The following is a 16,188-nucleotide window of genomic DNA, read 5'->3' on the forward strand; positions in this document are numbered from 1 at the left end:
GTCGGGCAGCGGCACCTCAGGTGGCGGCGGTGGCTCCTCTTCAGGCGGTGGCACGTCCACCGGCGGAGGCTCCGGAAGCGGTGGATGGCCGGGCCTCGGCAACGGCCTTGTGCTCGCCGGACAGGACGGGCTGCTCCAGCCCGTGCTGAATCCCGTCAATGCGGCCGCGACCAACACCGGCGGCCTTCTCACTGCGATCGGGCAGCAGGCCGGACTGGACAGCACGGTCCATGACGTCACCGGCCTCACCGGCACAGTCGGGCTCGGGCAGCTCGGCGCCGCGCCCGCTGCGGACGGGCACTCCAATCTCCTGACCGACGTGCTCAACACGCCCGGCGAAGTCGTGGCCGGTCACACATCCGACGCAGTGAGCAATCTCGGCACGGATCTGACCGACACCGTAAATGCGGTCGGCGTTATTCCGTCCGGTCTCGGCCAGAACAGCGGCCTCACGCTCGCCGGTCAGGGCGGGCTGCTGCAACCGGTGCTGAACGCAGTCAACGGCGCCGCGTCCGACGCGAGCGGTCTTCTCACCACGATCGGGCATGAGGCGGGCCTCGACCATGTGGTTCACGACGTCACCAACCTCGCCGGCACGATCGGACTCGGACAACTCGGCGCAACGCCCGCGGCCGACGGGCACGCCAATCTCCTGACCGACGTGCTCAACACGCCCGGCGACGTCCTGGCAGGTCACACGTCCGACGCAGTGGCGCATCTCGGCGCCGATTTCACCGATACCGCGCACGCGCTCGATGCCGTGCCGACGGATCTGTTGACCGGTGTGGTCAACGGAAAGGACGATCCGACCAATCCGGTCGACAATTTGATCCACGATCTCGGCCACGACCTGCAAAGCCTGCCGCTGGTGACCGCCAACGGCGGGAACAATGCCGGCGATGGCGGACTGCTGGGCGGCATCGTCGCAGCCTCAGCAACCCGAACAGCGGCCATCTTGTCACGCTCGACGTCGGCCCGACGCAGCCGAACGGACAAGCGATCGACATCCTGGCCGCACCGACCTCGGGCGATCATCACACGGTCGAGGTCAACGCTGTCGATGTCGGCCAGAACGGGCCGCATCTGCTCGATCTCGGCGCGCTGACCGGCAGCAATGGCCCGCTCAGTATTCCATCGCTCGGCGGCACCGGAGCCGATGGGCTGGTCGGCAATCTGCTCGGCGGCCTCAACCTCAGCCACGCACTGGCCGGCAACATTGCCTCGGGCAATACGGCGAGCGCGCCTGTTGATGTCGATGCCGTCGTCCACGACCTGATCCCGCTCACAGGCGATCACGGCATTCTCAACAGCCACGGTGCGCACATCATCTGAGAGTACGCGCAATGCGGTCCCGGAAACGCCTCAGCGTTCCCGGGGCCGTTTCGTTATCGATGCATGGAGTAGCCGACGTTCACTCCGGCCGTCCCGCGGCGTTGAGGATCAGCCGCGCGATCGGGTCGGGCTGCGAGATCAGCGCGAGGTGGCTGGCCTTCAGCTCGATCGTGGTGGCGCCCATCCGCTTCGCCATGAAGCGTTCGAGATCCGGATTGATGGTACGGTCCTCGGTCGAGACCGCATAATAGCTCGGCTTGCTGCGCCAGGCCGCGTGGCTGGTCTTGCCAGTAAGCAGCTGTTTGTGAAACGGCTGCTGCACGGCATAGAGCACCTTGGCCTTTGCCTCCGGCAGGTCACCAGCGAAATCGCGCAGGAACGCGGCTTCGCTCAACCGGCCCTCGTCGCCGTCGAACACGATGCCAGCGCTCGCCGGCGGCGTCGGATAGGTTTTTGCCAATGCGGTGTAGTCCTCGTCCGCATCGGGAGCGCGCGCGGCGACATAGACCAGCGCCGAAACGTTCGGATGCACGCCGGCTTCGGTGACGATCATGCCGGAGAAGGAATGGCCGACCAGCACGGTCGGGCCATCCTGGCGATCGAGCACGCGCTGCGCCGAGGCGACCGCGTCCGGCAGCGTTGTCAGCGGATTCTGCACCGATGTCACATTGAGCCCGGCGGCCTGCAAGCGCGGAATGACCTCGGACCAGCAGGAGCCGTCGGCGAACAGGCCGTGCACCAGCACGACGTTGCGCGCCTGCACCGGCGGCGTGGGTGCGGCCACGCCGCGCGAGGACACCAATGAAGCTGCCGCGCCGGCAAGCAGGGCGGTCGAGAAAGTACGTCTGTTCATCATCATGACAAGGGCTCGGATGGAAGGATTGGAAGCGTGCCCACCTGCAGTGAGCGGACAACCTCTCCTACGCACGCTACGGCACGTGGTTACGCGCGGCGTCGCTCCAAATGCGGAGATCAAGGATAGTTGAAGAGGCGGAAAGCGCGACGATCGTTCACGTTCGGTGGGGTGCGTCGAGATTGTCGAAGCAAGCTTCCGATCGAGCATCTCGCCCGGGGCCACCCCTCTCCCCAACCCTCCCCCGGCAAGGGGGGAGGGAGCCGGTGTGCTCTCCTCACCGGATCACTCTTTTTCGCGTCAGAAATGTGAGGAACGCACGGGCGCATGGGTTCCCTCCCCCCTTGCGGGGGAGGGTTAGGGAGAGGGGTGGCGCTTGCTCCGCTGCCCGAGAAATCCCTGTGAAGCGGTCTCTCCAGCGGTCAATCCGTCCCCTCGCCGCCCCCCTGTTCCCGGCCGTTCCAACGAGATTCGTATTGAACGCTTGGGCTTAGGCAAATTTTAAACCGGGAGGCGTAGGTTACCAATCGCGAGTTCAGTGGTTGAGAGTTTGTGAGTACGCCATGACAGAACCCCATCGCCCGAGGGTGAAATACGTCATCGGGCCTGACGGCAGCCCGTTAACGATTGCGGATTTGCCGGCCCCCGGTACCAAACGGTGGGTCATCCGCCGCAAGGCCGAAGTCGTCGCTGCGGTCCGCGGCGGCCTGCTCTCCCTCGAGGAGGCCTGCAGCCGCTACACCTTGACCGTCGATGAATTCCTTTCCTGGCAGTTCTCGATCGACCAGCATGGTCTGGCCGGACTGCGCACCACACGTATCCAGCAATACCGGCAGTAAGCCTGCCAATACCCGTGGCATTTGACGAAAACCGGCTCCGCTCTGCGAAGCCGGTTTTTTTCATGTCCGCGATTTTGCCGCGGTCCTTAACCTTCGTTAACCATATGGAAACCATACCCTAGGCAATATTTGCCCAGTCGGACCCGCGTGGGCCGAATCCCTGGGGGCCGTTGGTGCAAAGTCTGGTTGCTTTCCTGAGAGGTCTTGGTGCGGCCCGCCTCGCGGCCATGGTTGCGGTCACCGCGGCCCTGATCGGCTTCTTCGCCTTCGTCATCATGCGCGTCACCACGCCGCAGATGACCACCCTCTTCACCGATCTGTCGACCGAGGATTCCTCGGCCATTATCAAGGAGCTGGAGCGCCAGGCGATCCCGTTCGAGCTGCGCAATGACGGCGCCGCGATCATGGTGCCTAAGGATAAGGTGACGCGGCTGCGGATGAAGCTCGCCGAGGGCGGCATGCCCAAGGGCGGCGGCGTCGGCTACGAGATCTTCGACAAGTCGGACGCGCTGGGAACCACGAGCTTCGTCCAGAACATCAATCATTTGCGCGCGCTAGAGGGCGAGCTCGCCCGCACCATCCGCGCCATCGATCGCGTCCAGGCCGCGCGCGTCCACCTCGTGCTGCCGGAAAAGCCGCTGTTCTCGCGCGAGACACCGGAGCCGTCAGCCTCGATCGTGCTCAGGGTGCGCGGTTCACTGGAGCCGCAGCAGATCCGCGCGATCCGCCACGTCGTCGCCTCCGCGGTCAACGGGCTGAAGCCGCAGCGGGTCTCGATCGTCGACGAGGCCGGCCAGCTGCTCGCCGACGGCGCCCAATCCGACGCCGATGCTGCGGTCGGCGACGAGCGCCGCGCCGCCTTCGAGAAGCGGATGCGCAAGCAGGTCGAGGACATCGTCTCCTCGGTGGTCGGCGCCGGGCGCGCCCGCGTCCAGCTCTCCGCCGACTTCGACTACAACAAGATCACCCAGACCTCGGACAAGTTCGACCCCGAGGGCCGCGTGCTGCGCTCGACGCAGACCCGCGAAGAATCGAGCCTGACCGCCGACAATTCCGGCCAGGTCACCGTCGCCAACGAGTTGCCGGGCAGCCAGAACCAGGACAACGCCGCCCGCGCCCGCGACCAGAGCAAGAAGAGCGAGGAGACCAACAATTACGAGATCTCCCGCACCACCAAGACCGAGGTGACCGAGGCCGGCCGCGTCAACCGCATCTCGGTCGCGGTGCTGGTCGACGGCGCCTACTCCAAGAACGAAAAAGGCGAGATGGTCTACCAGGACCGCACCAAGGAGCAGCTCGACCGTATCGCCGCCCTGGTCCGTTCCGCGATCGGCTTCGACCAGAAGCGCGGCGACCAGGTCGAGGTCGTCAACCTGCGCTTCGCCGAACCGCCCGTCTCGCAGCCGATCAGCGAGCCGACCGGCCTGCTCGGCATGCTGCAATTCACCAAGGATGACGTGATGTACGTCATCGAGCTCGGCGTCATGATGATGCTCGGCTTGGTCGTGCTGTTCATGGTGGTCCGCCCGCTGGTCAAGCGCATCGTCGCCGCCGACGTCATTCCGTCGCTGGCCGGCGCCGGCGTGCCGGCGCTCGCCGAAGCTCATACCGAGAGCACCGGGGCGACCGGCCAGGCGCTGATTCCGGCGGGCAGCGGCGCGGCGCAATTGATCGACGTCGCCCAGATCCAGGGGCAGGTCCATGCCCAGGCCGTGCACCGGGTCGGCGAACTCGCCGAGCGCAATCCGAACGAAACCGTCTCCATCGTCCGTCAATGGCTGAGCGAGCCGGTAGAGAACTGACATGGCCGCCGTACCCCAGACCACCAACGCCAACGACATCGCCACCGTCCTCTCGACGCTGGCGAACCGGCAGAGCGCTCGCCCCAAGGGCAAGCCGCTGCCCGGCCCGAAGCGCGCCGCGATCCTGATGCTTGCGCTCGGCGAGCAATATGGCGGCAAGATCTGGTCGATGCTCGACGACGAGGAGGTCCGCGAGCTGTCGGTGCACATGTCGACGCTCGGCACCGTCGAGGCCGACGTGGTCGAGGATTTGATGCTGGAATTCGTGTCGCGGATGTCGGCCTCCGGCGCGCTGATGGGCAATTTCGACGCTACCGAACGGCTGCTGCAGCAATATCTGCCGGCCGAGCGCGTCACCGGCATTATGGACGAGATCCGCGGCCCTGCCGGCCGCAACATGTGGGAGAAGCTCTCCAACGTGCAGGAAGAGGTGCTCGCCAACTACCTCAAGAACGAGTACCCGCAGACCATCGCCGTGGTGCTGTCGAAACTGAAGCCGGAGCACGCCGCGCGTGTGCTCGCAATCCTGCCCGAGGACATCGCGCTCGACGTGGTCGGTCGCATGCTGCGGATGGAGGCGGTGCAGAAGGAAGTCATCGAGCGCGTCGAGCAGACGCTGCGCACCGAGTTCATGTCGAACCTGTCGCAAACCCGCCGCCGCGACGCCCATGAGGTGATGGCCGAGATCTTCAACAATTTCGACCGCCAGACCGAGACCCGCTTCATCACCTCGCTGGAGGAAGAGAACCGCGAATCTGCCGAGCGCATCAAGGCGCTGATGTTCACCTTCGACGATCTGATCAAGCTCGATTCCGCCTCGGCCCAGACCTTGATGCGCAACATCGACAAGGACAAGCTCGGCGTCGCGCTGAAGAGCGCCAACGAAGAGGTGCGCAGCTTCTTCCTCGGCAACATGTCCTCGCGCGCCGGCAAGATGCTGATGGACGACATGGCCGCGATGGGCCCGGTGCGGCTGCGCGACGTCGACGAGGCGCAGGCGCTGCTGGTCAATCTCGCCAAGGACCTCGCCGCCCGCGGCGAGATCACCCTGACCAAAAACCGCGCCGACGACGAGCTGGTGTACTGATGGCCGCACCCGCGAAATTCCTGTTCGACACCGACTTCTCGGCTCCGGACCGCTCGCGCGAGCGCGCGCCGACGCCGGCCGAGGTGGCGCAGAAGGTCGCCGACGCCGAGGCGCGCGCCTACCGCGCCGGCTACGAGGCCGCGCTGCGCGAGGCCAAGGTCGAGAGCGATCGCCGCGCGGCGCAGGCGCTGGAGGAGATCGGCGCCGCGATCAAGGGCATCGCCGCCCGCTTTGCCGGCATCGAGACGCGGATGGAGACCGAGGCGGTCGACGTCGCGGTCGCGGTCGCCCGCAAGCTCTGCAACGAACTGGTGGCGCGCGAGCCGCTCGGCGAGATCACCGCGCTGGTCTCCGATTGCTTCTCGCACCTGGTGGCAACGCCGCATCTCGTGGTCCGGATCAACGACGCGCTCTATGAGGCGGCGCATCAAAGTATCGAGCAGATGGCGGCGCATTCCGGCTTCCAGGGCCGGCTGGTGATCCTGGCCGAACCGACCATTGCGACTGGCGACTGCCGGATCGAATGGGCCGATGGCGGCGTGGTGCTGGAGCGTGCCGCGATCGAAGGCAAGATCAACGAACTCGTCGGGCGCTATCTGGCGTCCCGCGGCCAGGCCGGCTGAAGGCGATTGAGGGCTGAACCATGAGCGACACCGACACCCAAGTCCCACTTCCCGATCTCAACGCCGCCGACGCGCCGGGGATCGACGACATCGGCTACAACGAGGACGAAAACGCCGCGCGCATCGCCGCCGACCTCGAGGCCGTGTTCGACGTGCCGGTGCAGGTCTCGGCGGTGCTCGGCCGCTCCAAGATGGACGTCGGCGACCTCCTGAAGCTCGGACCGGGCACCGTGCTCGAGCTCGACCGCCGGGTCGGCGAGGCGATCGACATCTACGTCAACAACCGCCTGGTGGCGCGTGGCGAAGTGGTGCTGGTGGAAGACAAGCTCGGCGTGACCATGACCGAAATCATCAAGGCAGAACGCTCTTAAACGAATGCAACGGTAGCGCGCGGAACCTGCGCGACCAGACGAACAGGAGATCATCATGCGGCTTCTCATCGTTGGCACCCTGAAGGGCCAGCTCACGACCGCGACCAAGATCGCGATGGACAACGGCGCCTCGGTGACTCACGCCGAGGCGCCGAGCAGGCGATGAATGTGCTGCGCGGCGGCAAGGGCGCCGACCTCCTGCTGGTCGATGTCGGTCTCGACATCCGCGACCTCGTGATGCGGCTCGAGGCCGAGCACATCCACGTGCCGATCGTCGCCTGCGGCATCTCCAACGACGCCCGCGCCGCGGTCGCCGCGATCCATGCCGGCGCCAAGGAATACATCCCGCTACCGCCCGACCCCGAGCTGATCGCAGCGGTGCTGGCTGCGGTCGCCAACGACGCGCGCGATTTGATCTGGCGCGACGAGGCGATGGGCCGGGTGATCAAGCTGGCACAACAGATCGCTGGCTCCGACGCCTCCGTGATGATCACCGGCGAGTCCGGCACCGGCAAGGAAGTGTTGGCGCGCTATGTCCACTCCCGCTCGGCCCGCGCCAAGCGGCCGTTCATCTCGATCAACTGCGCGGCGATCCCGGAACACCTCCTGGAATCCGAGCTGTTCGGCCACGAGAAGGGCGCCTTCACCGGCGCGGTGGCCCGCCGCATCGGCAAGTTCGAGGAAGCGACCGGCGGCACGCTGCTGCTCGACGAAATCTCCGAAATGGACGTCCGCCTGCAATCAAAGCTGCTGCGCGCGATCCAAGAGCGGGTGATCGACCGCGTCGGCGGCACTAAGCCGGTTCCGGTCGATATCCGCATCATCGCGACCTCGAACCGCAATCTGTCGGAAGCGGTGCGTGAGGGCAGCTTCCGCGAGGACCTGCTGTTCCGCCTCAACGTCGTCAATCTGAAGATCCCGCCGCTGCGCGATCGTCCGGCCGACATCCTCGAGCTGGCACAGCATTTCGCCAAGAAATATGCCGAGGCCAACGGCCTGCCGGTGCGGCCGATCTCGACGGACGCCCGCCGCGTCCTGACCGCGAACCGCTGGCAGGGTAACGTCCGCGAGCTCGAGAACACCATCCATCGTTCGGTGCTGATGGCGCAGGGCGACGAGATCGGCCCGGACGCGATCCTGACCCCCGACGGCGACCGCCTCGACCTCGCCAAGACCGCGCCCGCGGTGGCGCACGCCACCCTCGCAGCCGAGCAGGTCACCCGCGCGCTGGTCGGCCGCACCGTCGCCGACGTCGAACGCGACCTGATCCTGGAAACGCTCAAGCACTGCCTCGGCAACCGCACCCATGCCGCCAACATCCTCGGCATCTCGATCCGGACGCTGCGCAACAAGCTGAACGAATACGCCGACGGCGGCATCCCGATCACCCCGGCCGGCAACGGCGCACCCGACTATCACCGCATGGCGAACGCCGGCTGAGAAAGCAAGCGGCGGGGAAATCCCGCCGCGTCCCTTACGTCACGAATAATTCGGCGCGTCGGGCTTGCGGAAGATCCGGATCGGATCGCCCGGCGTGATGTCGCGGCCGGTGAACGTCACATAGGCATAGAGCGCGAGATAGGCGACGGCGATCGCACCGACGAGATAGAACAGCCAGACTCCCACGCGCTTCATCGAACCGTCACGTCTGCGAAACATCCTGGGCTTTTAGTGCGCTTGCCGGGAAAGCGCCACGGCCAACATGCCGCGCCGGCCACGGTGCCGTTGATCCCTTGAATCCTGCGGCCAGTTGCCGTATTCAATCTCCTATTGTGCTTTGATATTTCGACAACTGGAGAGTGATATGGCCCTTTACGTGCAGACAACCGGCACCCTGTCCACCAACTCCGCGACCCTCACGCCGATGCAAGGCCTCAGCCTGACGGTCCCGGAGGGCGTCGGCACCACCGCGATCATCACCCTCAACGTTCCGAATCCCTACGCCATGGGCAACGATATTCCAGGCGGCGTGTTCGGCGTCACCGTCAATGGCACAGCCTCGCCGGTCGTCGCGAGCTTTACCTACAATGAAGGAACCCCGTCGAGCTTCGGCCGCGTCCCGACCACGCTGGTCGTCGGCATTCCGCTGGGCAATACGGCTCAGACCATCCAGGCCGTATGGGCTGGCGTTCGCGGCAGCAATGTGATCATCGACAGCCCGGCGTCCCTCAGCGCAGTCTACTAAGGGCCGATCCGGACCGGCAACGCTGCGCTAAAGCATGACCCGGAAAAGTGCGAAGCGGTTTTCCGGATCCTGCGAAAACGAGAATCCAAAGCGCGATGACCATTCAATCTCATCGCGCTTTAAGTACGCCCGGGGCGTGGACGTGACGCGACGGCAGGCTGACCTCGGCCAGCCTGGCGGCGTCTTCGTTGCGGTCGATCGCGACATATTCGCCGTGCCAATAGGCCAGCGCGGCGGTTCGCTCCGAGGCGATCACGTCGAGCACGCGCCCGATGACGATCGCGTGCGAATGCCGCTCGATGATTTCCTCGACCTCGCAATCGACAGCGGCGAGCGCGCCGACCAGCAACGGGACGCCTGAGGCACGCGTGGTCCATTCGGCGCCTTCGAACCGGTCGGCGCCTTTCAGGCCACCCTTGCCGGTGAAGCGTTCGGCGATCTCGAGCTGGTCCGCGGTCAGGATGTTGACGCCGAACACCCCATGGCGCGCGATCAGCGGCCATGATGACGCAGCGCGGTTGATGCTGACGATCAGCGACGGCGGCTCGACCGAGAGCGACGACACCGAAGTCACCGTCATCCCCGAAATCTCCTTCGCCCGGCCCGCGGTGATCACGCTGACCCCGCCGGTGAGATGGCGCATCGCGCCGCGAAAGTCGGTGGCGGTCACCGCTGGTACGATCGAAACATTGCGGACGACGGTGTTCATGGCGACCTCACAGAGTGTCTTCGCTGCCCTCGAGCAGGTGCTTCAGGATCTCGCCTTCCAGCGCGGCGAGTTCGGCCGAGCCGCGCCGGCGCGGCCGCGGCAGGTCGATCGTGACATCCTCGGCGATCCGGCCGTCCTCGATGACCAGCACGCGGTCGGCGAGCGCGACGGCCTCGGCGACGTCATGCGTCACCAGGATCGCGGTGAAGCCCTGGTCGCGCCAGACCCGCTCCAGCAATTGCTGCATCGAGATCCGGGTCAGCGCATCGAGCGCGCCGAGCGGCTCGTCGAACGCCAGCACCCGCGGCTGGCTGACCAGCGCGCGGGCCAGCGCCACCCGCTGCTTCTGGCCGCCCGAGAGCACCGACGGCCACTGCGCGCGCTTGTCGCCGAGGCCGACCTCGACCAGCGCGCGCTCGGCGCGCGCCTGGGCATCGGCGGAGGCGCGTTCACGCCCGAGGCCGACCTCGACATTCGACAGCACCCGCGCCCAGGGCAGCAGCCGCGGCTCCTGGAACATGACGCGGACGTCCTGCGCTCGCGGCTCCTCATCGAAGGCGATGCTGCCCGCGGTCGGCGCCTCGAGGCCCGCGATCAGGCGCAGCAGCGTGCTCTTGCCGCAGCCGCTGCGGCCGACGATCGCGACGAACTGTCCCGAGGGAATGTGCAGGTCGATGCCGCGCAACACCTCATTGTCGCCGAACGCCTTGCGCAGGCCGCGGATGGTCAGCGCCAGGCCGCGGGCCACACTTTCCGTCACTCGCCGCAGATGCCGCGGCTTCACGACGATGTCGGCATGGTCGACCGGTTCGGCGTCAACCGGCTGGAAACGAAGCGCTTCTTGCATTCTCATTCTCACTTCTTCTGGAACGCGGGGTGCCACGACAAGGTCAGGCGCTCCAGCGCCCGCGAGGCGCTGTCGGCGAGCTTGCCGAGCAAGGCGTAGATCAGGATCGAGAGCACGACGACATCGATCAGCATGAACTCGCGCGCCTGCATCGCCATGTAGCCGAGGCCCGACGACGCCGCGATGGTCTCCGCGACGATCAAGGTCAGCCACATGATGCCGAGCGCAAAGCGCAGGCCGACGAAGATCGAGGGCAGCGCGCCGGGGAAGATCACCCGCCGGAACAGCTCACCGTCGGTCATGCCGTAGATCCGGCCCATCTCGATCAGCTGCGGATCGACGGTACGGATACCGTGCAGCGTGTTGAGATAGATCGGGAAGAACACGCCGAGCGCCACGAGAAAGAGCTTTGCCGATTCGTCGATGCCGAACCACAGAATGACCAGCGGGATCAGCGCCAGATGCGGGATGTTGCGCACCATCTGCAGCGTGGTGTCGGTCAGCTTTGCCGACAGCTGCGACAGGCCGTTGGCGAGCCCGAACGCAAAGCCGATTCCGCCGCCGATCACAAACCCGATCGAGGCGCGCCAGAAGCTGACCCAGATGTTGCGGATCAGTTCGCCTGACAGCAGCAACTTCCAGCCAGCCAGCGCCACGTCGGTCGGCGCCGGCAACACCCGCGACGGCACGTAGCCGGTGACGCAGGCAAGCTGCCAGACCAGGACAATGACCAGTGGAACGATCCAGGGGATCAGCCCGTCGATTTTGGGGAGTTTGGGGGCGCCGACGCGCGGTAGTGAATCGATCAAGCTCATGATTGCGATGCCTGCTTTTGCGGACGGTAGTCGTTGCCGATGGTCTCGCCGAACGGCCCGGTGTTGACGCGGATCCGCGTCACGTTGCCGGGTTGCGCCAACGACAGCAGCGGGAACACCAGCTCGGCGAACCGATAGGCTTCCTCGAGATGCGGGTAACCCGACATGATGAAGGTATCGACGCCGACGTCCTGATACTCCTTGATACGCGCGGCGACGGTCTGCGGATCGCCGACCAGCGCGGTGCCGGCCCCGCCGCGCACCAGACCGACGCCGGCCCAGAGATTCGGGCTGATCTCGAGCTTGTCGCGACGGCCGCCATGCAGCTGCGCCATGCGCTGCTGGCCGACCGAGTCCATCCGCGAAAAGATCTTCTGTGCGGCCGCGATGGTGTCGGCGGTGACGTACTGGATCAGCTCGTCGGCCGCCCTCCACGCCTCGGCGTTGGTCTCGCGCACGATCACGTGCAGGCGCATGCCGAAAGAGAGCTTGCGGCCGCGCTGCGCGGCGACGGCTTTCACCCTCGCGATCTTCTCGGCGACTTGGGCCGGCGGCTCGCCCCAGGTCAGGTACTTGTCGACGGTATCGACTGCGACGTCGATGCCGGCATCCGACGAGCCCCCAAAATACAGCGGCGGCCGCGGCGACTGCACCGGATTGAACAGTAGGCGGCCGTCCTCGATCCTGATGTGCTTGCCTTCGACACTGACCGTCTTGCCCGCGAGCAGATCGCTGTAGACGTTCAGGAATTCACGCGTCACCGCGTAGCGCTCGTCGTGATCGAGGAAGATGCCGTCGCCCTTGTTCTCGATCGGATCACCGCCGGTGACGACATTGATCAGCAGGCGGCCGTTCGACAGCCGGTCCAAGGTCGCGGTCATGCGCGCGGCGACGCTTGGCGATTGCAGGCCGGGCCTGACCGCCACGAGATAGCGCAGGCGCTCGGTCCAGGGCGCGACGGCCGAGGCCACCACCCAGGAATCCTCGCAGCTCCGGCCCGTCGGCAGCAGCACGCCGTAGTAGCCGAGCTGATCGGCGGCCTGCGCGATCTGGCGCAGATAGTTGAAGTTCACCTCGCGGCCGCCGATCGACGTGCCGAGATAGCGGCTGTCGCCATGGGTCGGCAGGAACCAGAGGATGTTGGCGTTGGTTGGGGTGCTCACGTGCCCGGCCTCCATGCGACGTCGGAAATCTTGATTGGTTTGGGGATCAGGCCGAGCGCAAAGAACGTGTCGGCGACCTGTTGCTGGTCCGCGATCACGGCGTCGGTGACCGGCTTGATGCCGTAGGCCTGTCGCTTCAGCGCGACCTCGACCACCGGCACCGACAGCCCGATGCTCGGCGCCAGCTGCTCGGCGACGGCGTGGATGTCGCCCTTGGCCCAGTCATCGACCTCGCTGAGCTGCGCCAGCACGATCTCGACGATCCTCGGATCGGCCTGCAGGAATTTCTTCGAGGCGAAGTAGAACTGGTAATTGGCGACGATGCCGGTGCCATCGGCGATGGTGCGTGCGCCGGTCGCGGCCTCCGCCGCGGCCTGGAACGGATCCCAGATCACCCAGGCATCGACCGCGCCGCGCTCGAACGCCGCGCGCGCATCGGCGGGCGCCAGGAACACCGGCTCGATCTCGGAATATTTGATGTCGGCTTTCGCCAGTGCCTTCACCAGGAGATAATGGACGTTGGAGCCCTTGTTGAGCGCGACCTTCTTGCCCCTGAGATCGGTGACCGATTTGATCGGGCTGTCCTTCGGCACCAGGATCGCCTCGCCCTTCGGAGCCGGCGGCTCGTAGGCGACATACTGGATCGGCGCGCCGGCGGCCTGGGCGAAGATCGGCGGCGCCTCGCCGGTGTTGCCGAAATCGATCGCGCCGACATTGAGCGCTTCGAGCAGCGGCGGCCCGGACGGAAACTCGGTCCAGACGACCGAGTAACCGGCCGACTTCAGCTTCTGCTCGAGCGAGCCTTTGCTCTTCAGCAACACCAGCTTGCCGTATTTCTGGAAGCCGATGCGGACCACCTTGTCCTGGCCGTAGGACGCGCTGACGGTCGCCGCGACGATGCTGACCGACAGCACAGCGCGGGCAATCCAGCGTCGGAATAAACGCGTCATGGGATTATCCTCTGCATTGAAATGATCAAGCGCGTGCCGATCAGGTCTGGGTATTGCGCCAGATGATGTCGCGGATCGCGATCCGCTTCGGGATCAAGCCCAGCTTGAAGAAGCGGTCGGCAACCCCCTGCTGGGTCGCCATGACGTCGTCGGTCACGGGGCCGACCGAGAAGCCGGCCCGCCGCGCCGCGATGGTCTGGATATCGAGCGGCACGCCGGTGACGGCGGCGAGCGATTTCGCGACCTCGTCGGGATGCGCCTCTGCCCACTTCGCGCTCGACGTCGTGACATCGACGATCTGCTGCAGCAGTGCGCCGTGCCGGTTCGCGAACTCGCGATTGGCGATATAGAACGCGTTGGTCTTGGTGACGTCGCGGGTGTTGATCAGGATGCGGCCGTTCTGCCTGGTCTCGGCGATCGCGAAATACGGATCCCAGATCGCCCAGGCATCGATGCCGCCATTGGCGAAGGCCGGGCCGGCGTCCGGCGGCGTCAGATAGACCGGCGTGATGTCGTCATAGGTCAGCCCGGCCTTCTCCAGGGTCTGGATCACGACGTTATGCGCGCTGGATCCCTTGGTGAAGCCGACACGTTTGCCCTTGAGGTCGGCAATGGTCTTGATCGCCGAATTATGCGGCACCAGGATGCCAGATCCATTGATGATGGGCTGGGCCGCCGCATAGACGATCGCCGCACCCGCGGCCTGCGCGAAGATCGGCGGGGAGTCGCCGACGGCGCCGTAGTCGACGCTGCCGACATTCATCGCCTCCATCATCGGCGGGCCGGATGAGAACTCGACCCATTTCACGCTGACGCCCTGCGGCTTGAAATGATTTTCCAATGCCTCGCGCTGCCGCGTGAGAACCAGCACACCGTTCTTCTGATAACCGATACGAATTTCCTTCGTGTCCGCCTGCGCTTGCGCGCCACGTGACAGCGCAGCTGATGCGGCTGTGACGAGCGACAGCTGGAGGAATTCACGACGCTTCATTCCAAGATTCTCCTGACGATCAAACGCGCCATCGGGCGCACGATCATGCGATGTCAGGATGATGGGGCGCGCGAATGAAGCTGTCGAGCACCGCACAAAAATAGCGATGCCCGCACTTCGGTGCGGGCATCGCGCGTGCTGTTTCTTTTAAAGTGCAGATCGCGTGTAGCGAATTATTTTCCTCACGAAAACGCGAGCTTGCTGCGCATCGATTTATCAGCCCGCGGCGGCGGCTTTCGGGCCGACATTGACCGCGAGCTTGCCATAGCGATCCGAGAACGCCTGGGTGTCGATCTCCTCGAGCTGGATCGAGCCGTCGAGCACGCCCTTCTTCCAGGCATCGTGCTCGGGATCGTGCTGGAACTCCGGCATCACCTCCTTGCTGAACAGCTCGAGCGACTCGCAGATGTGCTCATGCGTGTTCTTGCCGGCCTGGTTGAGCAGGATCACCTGGTCGATATGCGAGGCGCGGAAACGCCGCAGCTTCTTCCGCAACATCTCCGGCGAGCCGATCAGGCCACCGCGCAGCGCGGCTTCCTGCGCCTCCGGATTCTCGCGCTTCCACTTGTTGTACTCGTCCCACATGTTGACGGTGCCCGGCGCAGGCCGCTGCCGGTTCTGCGACTGGCCGTAATAGCGCAGCGCGAACTGGAAGAAGGTCGCGCCATCTGCACGCTTGCGTGCCTCCTCATCCGTCTTCGCGCACATGAAGAACGAGACCAGCGCCATGTTCGGATTGATCTCGTAGTCGGCAAGCTTCTTCAGCCGCTTGGTGATCGCGTTGTAATAGGCGTGGACCCAGGCATGCGCCGCCTCCGCGCTGACGAACTGGAAGCCGAGCGCGCCAAATCCGTTCTGCCCGGCGCGCTCGATGGTCGGCAGTTGCGAGCAGGCCATCCAGAGCGGCGGATGCGGCTTCTGCACCGGCTTCGGCACGACGTTGCGCAACGGGATGTCGAAGTATTTGCCGTGATGCTCGGTGCCGATTTTGGTGAACATCGGGAAGATCGCCTGTACGGCTTCCTCGAACACCTCGCGCTTGGTCTCCATGTCGCGGCCGAACGGGGTCAGCTCGGTGATCGAGGCGCTCTCGCCCATGCCGAACTCGCAGCGGCCATTGCTCAGGAGATCGAGCACCGCGACCCGCTCGGCGACGCGCGCCGGATGATTGGTGGTGAGCTGGAAGATGCCGTGGCCGAGCCGGATATTCCTGGTGCGCTGGCTGGCTGCGGCGAGGAAGGATTCCGGCGCCGGCGAGTGCGAATATTCCTCGAGGAAATGATGCTCGACGACCCACGCATAATCGTAGTTGAGCCGGTCGGCGGTCTCCAATTGCGTCAGCGCATTCTGGTAGAGCCTGAGCTCATCGCCGTCGTTCCAGGGGCGCGGCAGTTGCAGCTCGTAAAAGATGCCGAATTTCATGGCGTCATCACTCCCAAGGTCGCGTCCTCGACCACTCGTAGTGGTCCCGATCGCTTGTTGTTTTGCGTCAGTCTAGTGGCGGGGAAGGCCAAGTCCAGCCTCGGGGGCGAAACTCCAATTCCGTACAGCGGGAGGCGGCTTGCCTGGAACGCATGAATGTTTAGCTTGTGTTGGTATGAGTCGCGGCGCTATCGGTCGC

15 protein-coding genes and 2 pseudogenes are annotated in these 16,188 nt (G+C 65.4%); 8 read left to right on the forward strand and 9 right to left on the reverse strand.

Going from position 1 to position 16,188, the window contains the following annotated elements:
* Positions 1-1,105, forward strand: a pseudogene (locus ALC15_RS44400) (hypothetical protein); the annotation flags it as partial.
* 306 nt (positions 1,106-1,411) lie between these two features.
* On the opposite strand, the gene ALC15_RS38695 reads toward ALC15_RS44400, so the two are convergent.
* Complete coding sequence (locus ALC15_RS38695; protein ID WP_050631815.1) at positions 1,412-2,191, reverse strand: alpha/beta fold hydrolase; 780 nt, start codon at positions 2,189-2,191, stop codon at positions 1,412-1,414.
* 557 nt (positions 2,192-2,748) lie between these two features.
* Between ALC15_RS38695 and sciP the strand changes: the two genes are divergently transcribed.
* The 6 genes and pseudogenes from sciP (at position 2,749) to flbD (ending at position 8,347) form a co-directional block, all read left to right on the forward strand.
* Positions 2,749-3,024, forward strand: a complete 276-nt coding sequence (gene sciP, locus ALC15_RS38700) for a CtrA inhibitor SciP (protein WP_002714638.1) — start codon at positions 2,749-2,751, stop codon at positions 3,022-3,024.
* Between the two features lie 173 nt (positions 3,025-3,197).
* Positions 3,198-4,826: a flagellar basal-body MS-ring/collar protein FliF gene (gene fliF / locus ALC15_RS38705; RefSeq protein ID WP_050631832.1), complete on the forward strand. Its 1,629-nt coding sequence runs from the start codon at positions 3,198-3,200 to the stop codon at positions 4,824-4,826.
* Between the two features lies 1 nt (position 4,827).
* Complete coding sequence (fliG, locus tag ALC15_RS38710) at positions 4,828-5,913, forward strand: flagellar motor switch protein FliG (RefSeq protein WP_021077001.1); 1,086 nt, start codon at positions 4,828-4,830, stop codon at positions 5,911-5,913.
* Positions 5,913-6,536: a FliH/SctL family protein gene (locus tag ALC15_RS38715; protein ID WP_050631816.1), complete on the forward strand. Its 624-nt coding sequence runs from the start codon at positions 5,913-5,915 to the stop codon at positions 6,534-6,536. The genes fliG and ALC15_RS38715 overlap by 1 nt, the downstream gene beginning before the upstream one ends.
* A 20-nt stretch (positions 6,537-6,556) precedes the next feature.
* A complete protein-coding gene (fliN, locus tag ALC15_RS38720) occupies positions 6,557-6,907 on the forward strand; it encodes a flagellar motor switch protein FliN (RefSeq protein ID WP_050631817.1) in 351 nt (116 codons plus the stop codon).
* Positions 6,908-6,962: 55 nt separating this feature from the next.
* Positions 6,963-8,347, forward strand: a pseudogene (flbD, locus tag ALC15_RS38725) (sigma-54-dependent transcriptional regulator FlbD).
* A 39-nt stretch (positions 8,348-8,386) separates the two neighbouring features.
* On the opposite strand, the gene ALC15_RS45030 reads toward flbD, so the two are convergent.
* On the reverse strand, positions 8,387-8,542 hold the full coding sequence (locus ALC15_RS45030; RefSeq protein WP_167350195.1) for a hypothetical protein: 156 nt from the start codon (positions 8,540-8,542) through the stop codon (positions 8,387-8,389).
* A 169-nt stretch (positions 8,543-8,711) separates the two neighbouring features.
* Between ALC15_RS45030 and ALC15_RS38730 the strand changes: the two genes are divergently transcribed.
* Positions 8,712-9,092, forward strand: coding sequence for a hypothetical protein (locus ALC15_RS38730; protein WP_050631818.1), 381 nt, complete (start codon positions 8,712-8,714; stop codon positions 9,090-9,092).
* 109 nt (positions 9,093-9,201) lie between these two features.
* On the opposite strand, the gene ALC15_RS38735 is transcribed toward ALC15_RS38730, so the two are convergent.
* The 7 genes from ALC15_RS38735 to ALC15_RS38765 all read right to left on the reverse strand — a co-directional run bounded on the left by ALC15_RS38735 (position 9,202) and on the right by ALC15_RS38765 (position 15,989).
* Positions 9,202-9,801 (reverse strand): flavin reductase family protein, encoded by a 600-nt coding sequence (locus ALC15_RS38735; protein ID WP_050631819.1) that lies wholly within the window; start codon positions 9,799-9,801, stop codon positions 9,202-9,204.
* Between the two features lie 7 nt (positions 9,802-9,808).
* Positions 9,809-10,648, reverse strand: a complete 840-nt coding sequence (locus tag ALC15_RS38740) for an ATP-binding cassette domain-containing protein (protein ID WP_050631833.1) — start codon at positions 10,646-10,648, stop codon at positions 9,809-9,811.
* Positions 10,649-10,656: 8 nt separating this feature from the next.
* A complete protein-coding gene (locus tag ALC15_RS38745; RefSeq protein WP_050631820.1) occupies positions 10,657-11,463 on the reverse strand; it encodes an ABC transporter permease subunit in 807 nt (268 codons plus the stop codon).
* Positions 11,460-12,641: an FMNH2-dependent alkanesulfonate monooxygenase gene (gene ssuD, locus ALC15_RS38750; protein WP_050631821.1), complete on the reverse strand. Its 1,182-nt coding sequence runs from the start codon at positions 12,639-12,641 to the stop codon at positions 11,460-11,462. Before ssuD ends, ALC15_RS38745 begins: the two co-directional genes overlap by 4 nt.
* Complete coding sequence (locus ALC15_RS38755; protein ID WP_050631822.1) at positions 12,623-13,576, reverse strand: sulfonate ABC transporter substrate-binding protein; 954 nt, start codon at positions 13,574-13,576, stop codon at positions 12,623-12,625. The genes ssuD and ALC15_RS38755 overlap by 19 nt, the downstream gene beginning before the upstream one ends.
* 40 nt (positions 13,577-13,616) lie before the next feature.
* A complete protein-coding gene (locus ALC15_RS38760) occupies positions 13,617-14,567 on the reverse strand; it encodes a sulfonate ABC transporter substrate-binding protein (RefSeq protein WP_050631823.1) in 951 nt (316 codons plus the stop codon).
* Positions 14,568-14,783: 216 nt separating this feature from the next.
* A complete protein-coding gene (locus tag ALC15_RS38765; RefSeq protein WP_050631824.1) occupies positions 14,784-15,989 on the reverse strand; it encodes an LLM class flavin-dependent oxidoreductase in 1,206 nt (401 codons plus the stop codon).
* Between the last annotated feature and the right edge of the window lie 199 nt (positions 15,990-16,188).

The organism is Bradyrhizobium viridifuturi, assembly GCF_001238275.1.
Taxonomy (GTDB): domain Bacteria; phylum Pseudomonadota; class Alphaproteobacteria; order Rhizobiales; family Xanthobacteraceae; genus Bradyrhizobium; species Bradyrhizobium viridifuturi.

Coding starts and splice junctions, on each gene's coding strand:
- ALC15_RS45030 (WP_167350195.1), bottom strand. CDS start 8,542: ATGAAGCGCGTGGGAGTCTGGCTGTTCTATCTCGTCGGTGCGATCGCC.
- ALC15_RS38760 (WP_050631823.1), bottom strand. CDS start 14,567: ATGAAGCGTCGTGAATTCCTCCAGCTGTCGCTCGTCACAGCCGCATCA.
- ALC15_RS38745 (WP_050631820.1), bottom strand. CDS start 11,463: ATGAGCTTGATCGATTCACTACCGCGCGTCGGCGCCCCCAAACTCCCC.
- ALC15_RS38755 (WP_050631822.1), bottom strand. CDS start 13,576: ATGACGCGTTTATTCCGACGCTGGATTGCCCGCGCTGTGCTGTCGGTC.
- ALC15_RS38730 (WP_050631818.1), top strand. CDS start 8,712: ATGGCCCTTTACGTGCAGACAACCGGCACCCTGTCCACCAACTCCGCG.
- sciP (WP_002714638.1), top strand. CDS start 2,749: ATGACAGAACCCCATCGCCCGAGGGTGAAATACGTCATCGGGCCTGAC.
- ALC15_RS38740 (WP_050631833.1), bottom strand. CDS start 10,648: ATGCAAGAAGCGCTTCGTTTCCAGCCGGTTGACGCCGAACCGGTCGAC.
- fliG (WP_021077001.1), top strand. CDS start 4,828: ATGGCCGCCGTACCCCAGACCACCAACGCCAACGACATCGCCACCGTC.
- fliN (WP_050631817.1), top strand. CDS start 6,557: ATGAGCGACACCGACACCCAAGTCCCACTTCCCGATCTCAACGCCGCC.
- ALC15_RS38765 (WP_050631824.1), bottom strand. CDS start 15,989: ATGAAATTCGGCATCTTTTACGAGCTGCAACTGCCGCGCCCCTGGAAC.
- ALC15_RS38695 (WP_050631815.1), bottom strand. CDS start 2,191: ATGATGATGAACAGACGTACTTTCTCGACCGCCCTGCTTGCCGGCGCG.
- ALC15_RS38735 (WP_050631819.1), bottom strand. CDS start 9,801: ATGAACACCGTCGTCCGCAATGTTTCGATCGTACCAGCGGTGACCGCC.
- ALC15_RS38715 (WP_050631816.1), top strand. CDS start 5,913: ATGGCCGCACCCGCGAAATTCCTGTTCGACACCGACTTCTCGGCTCCG.
- ssuD (WP_050631821.1), bottom strand. CDS start 12,641: ATGGAGGCCGGGCACGTGAGCACCCCAACCAACGCCAACATCCTCTGG.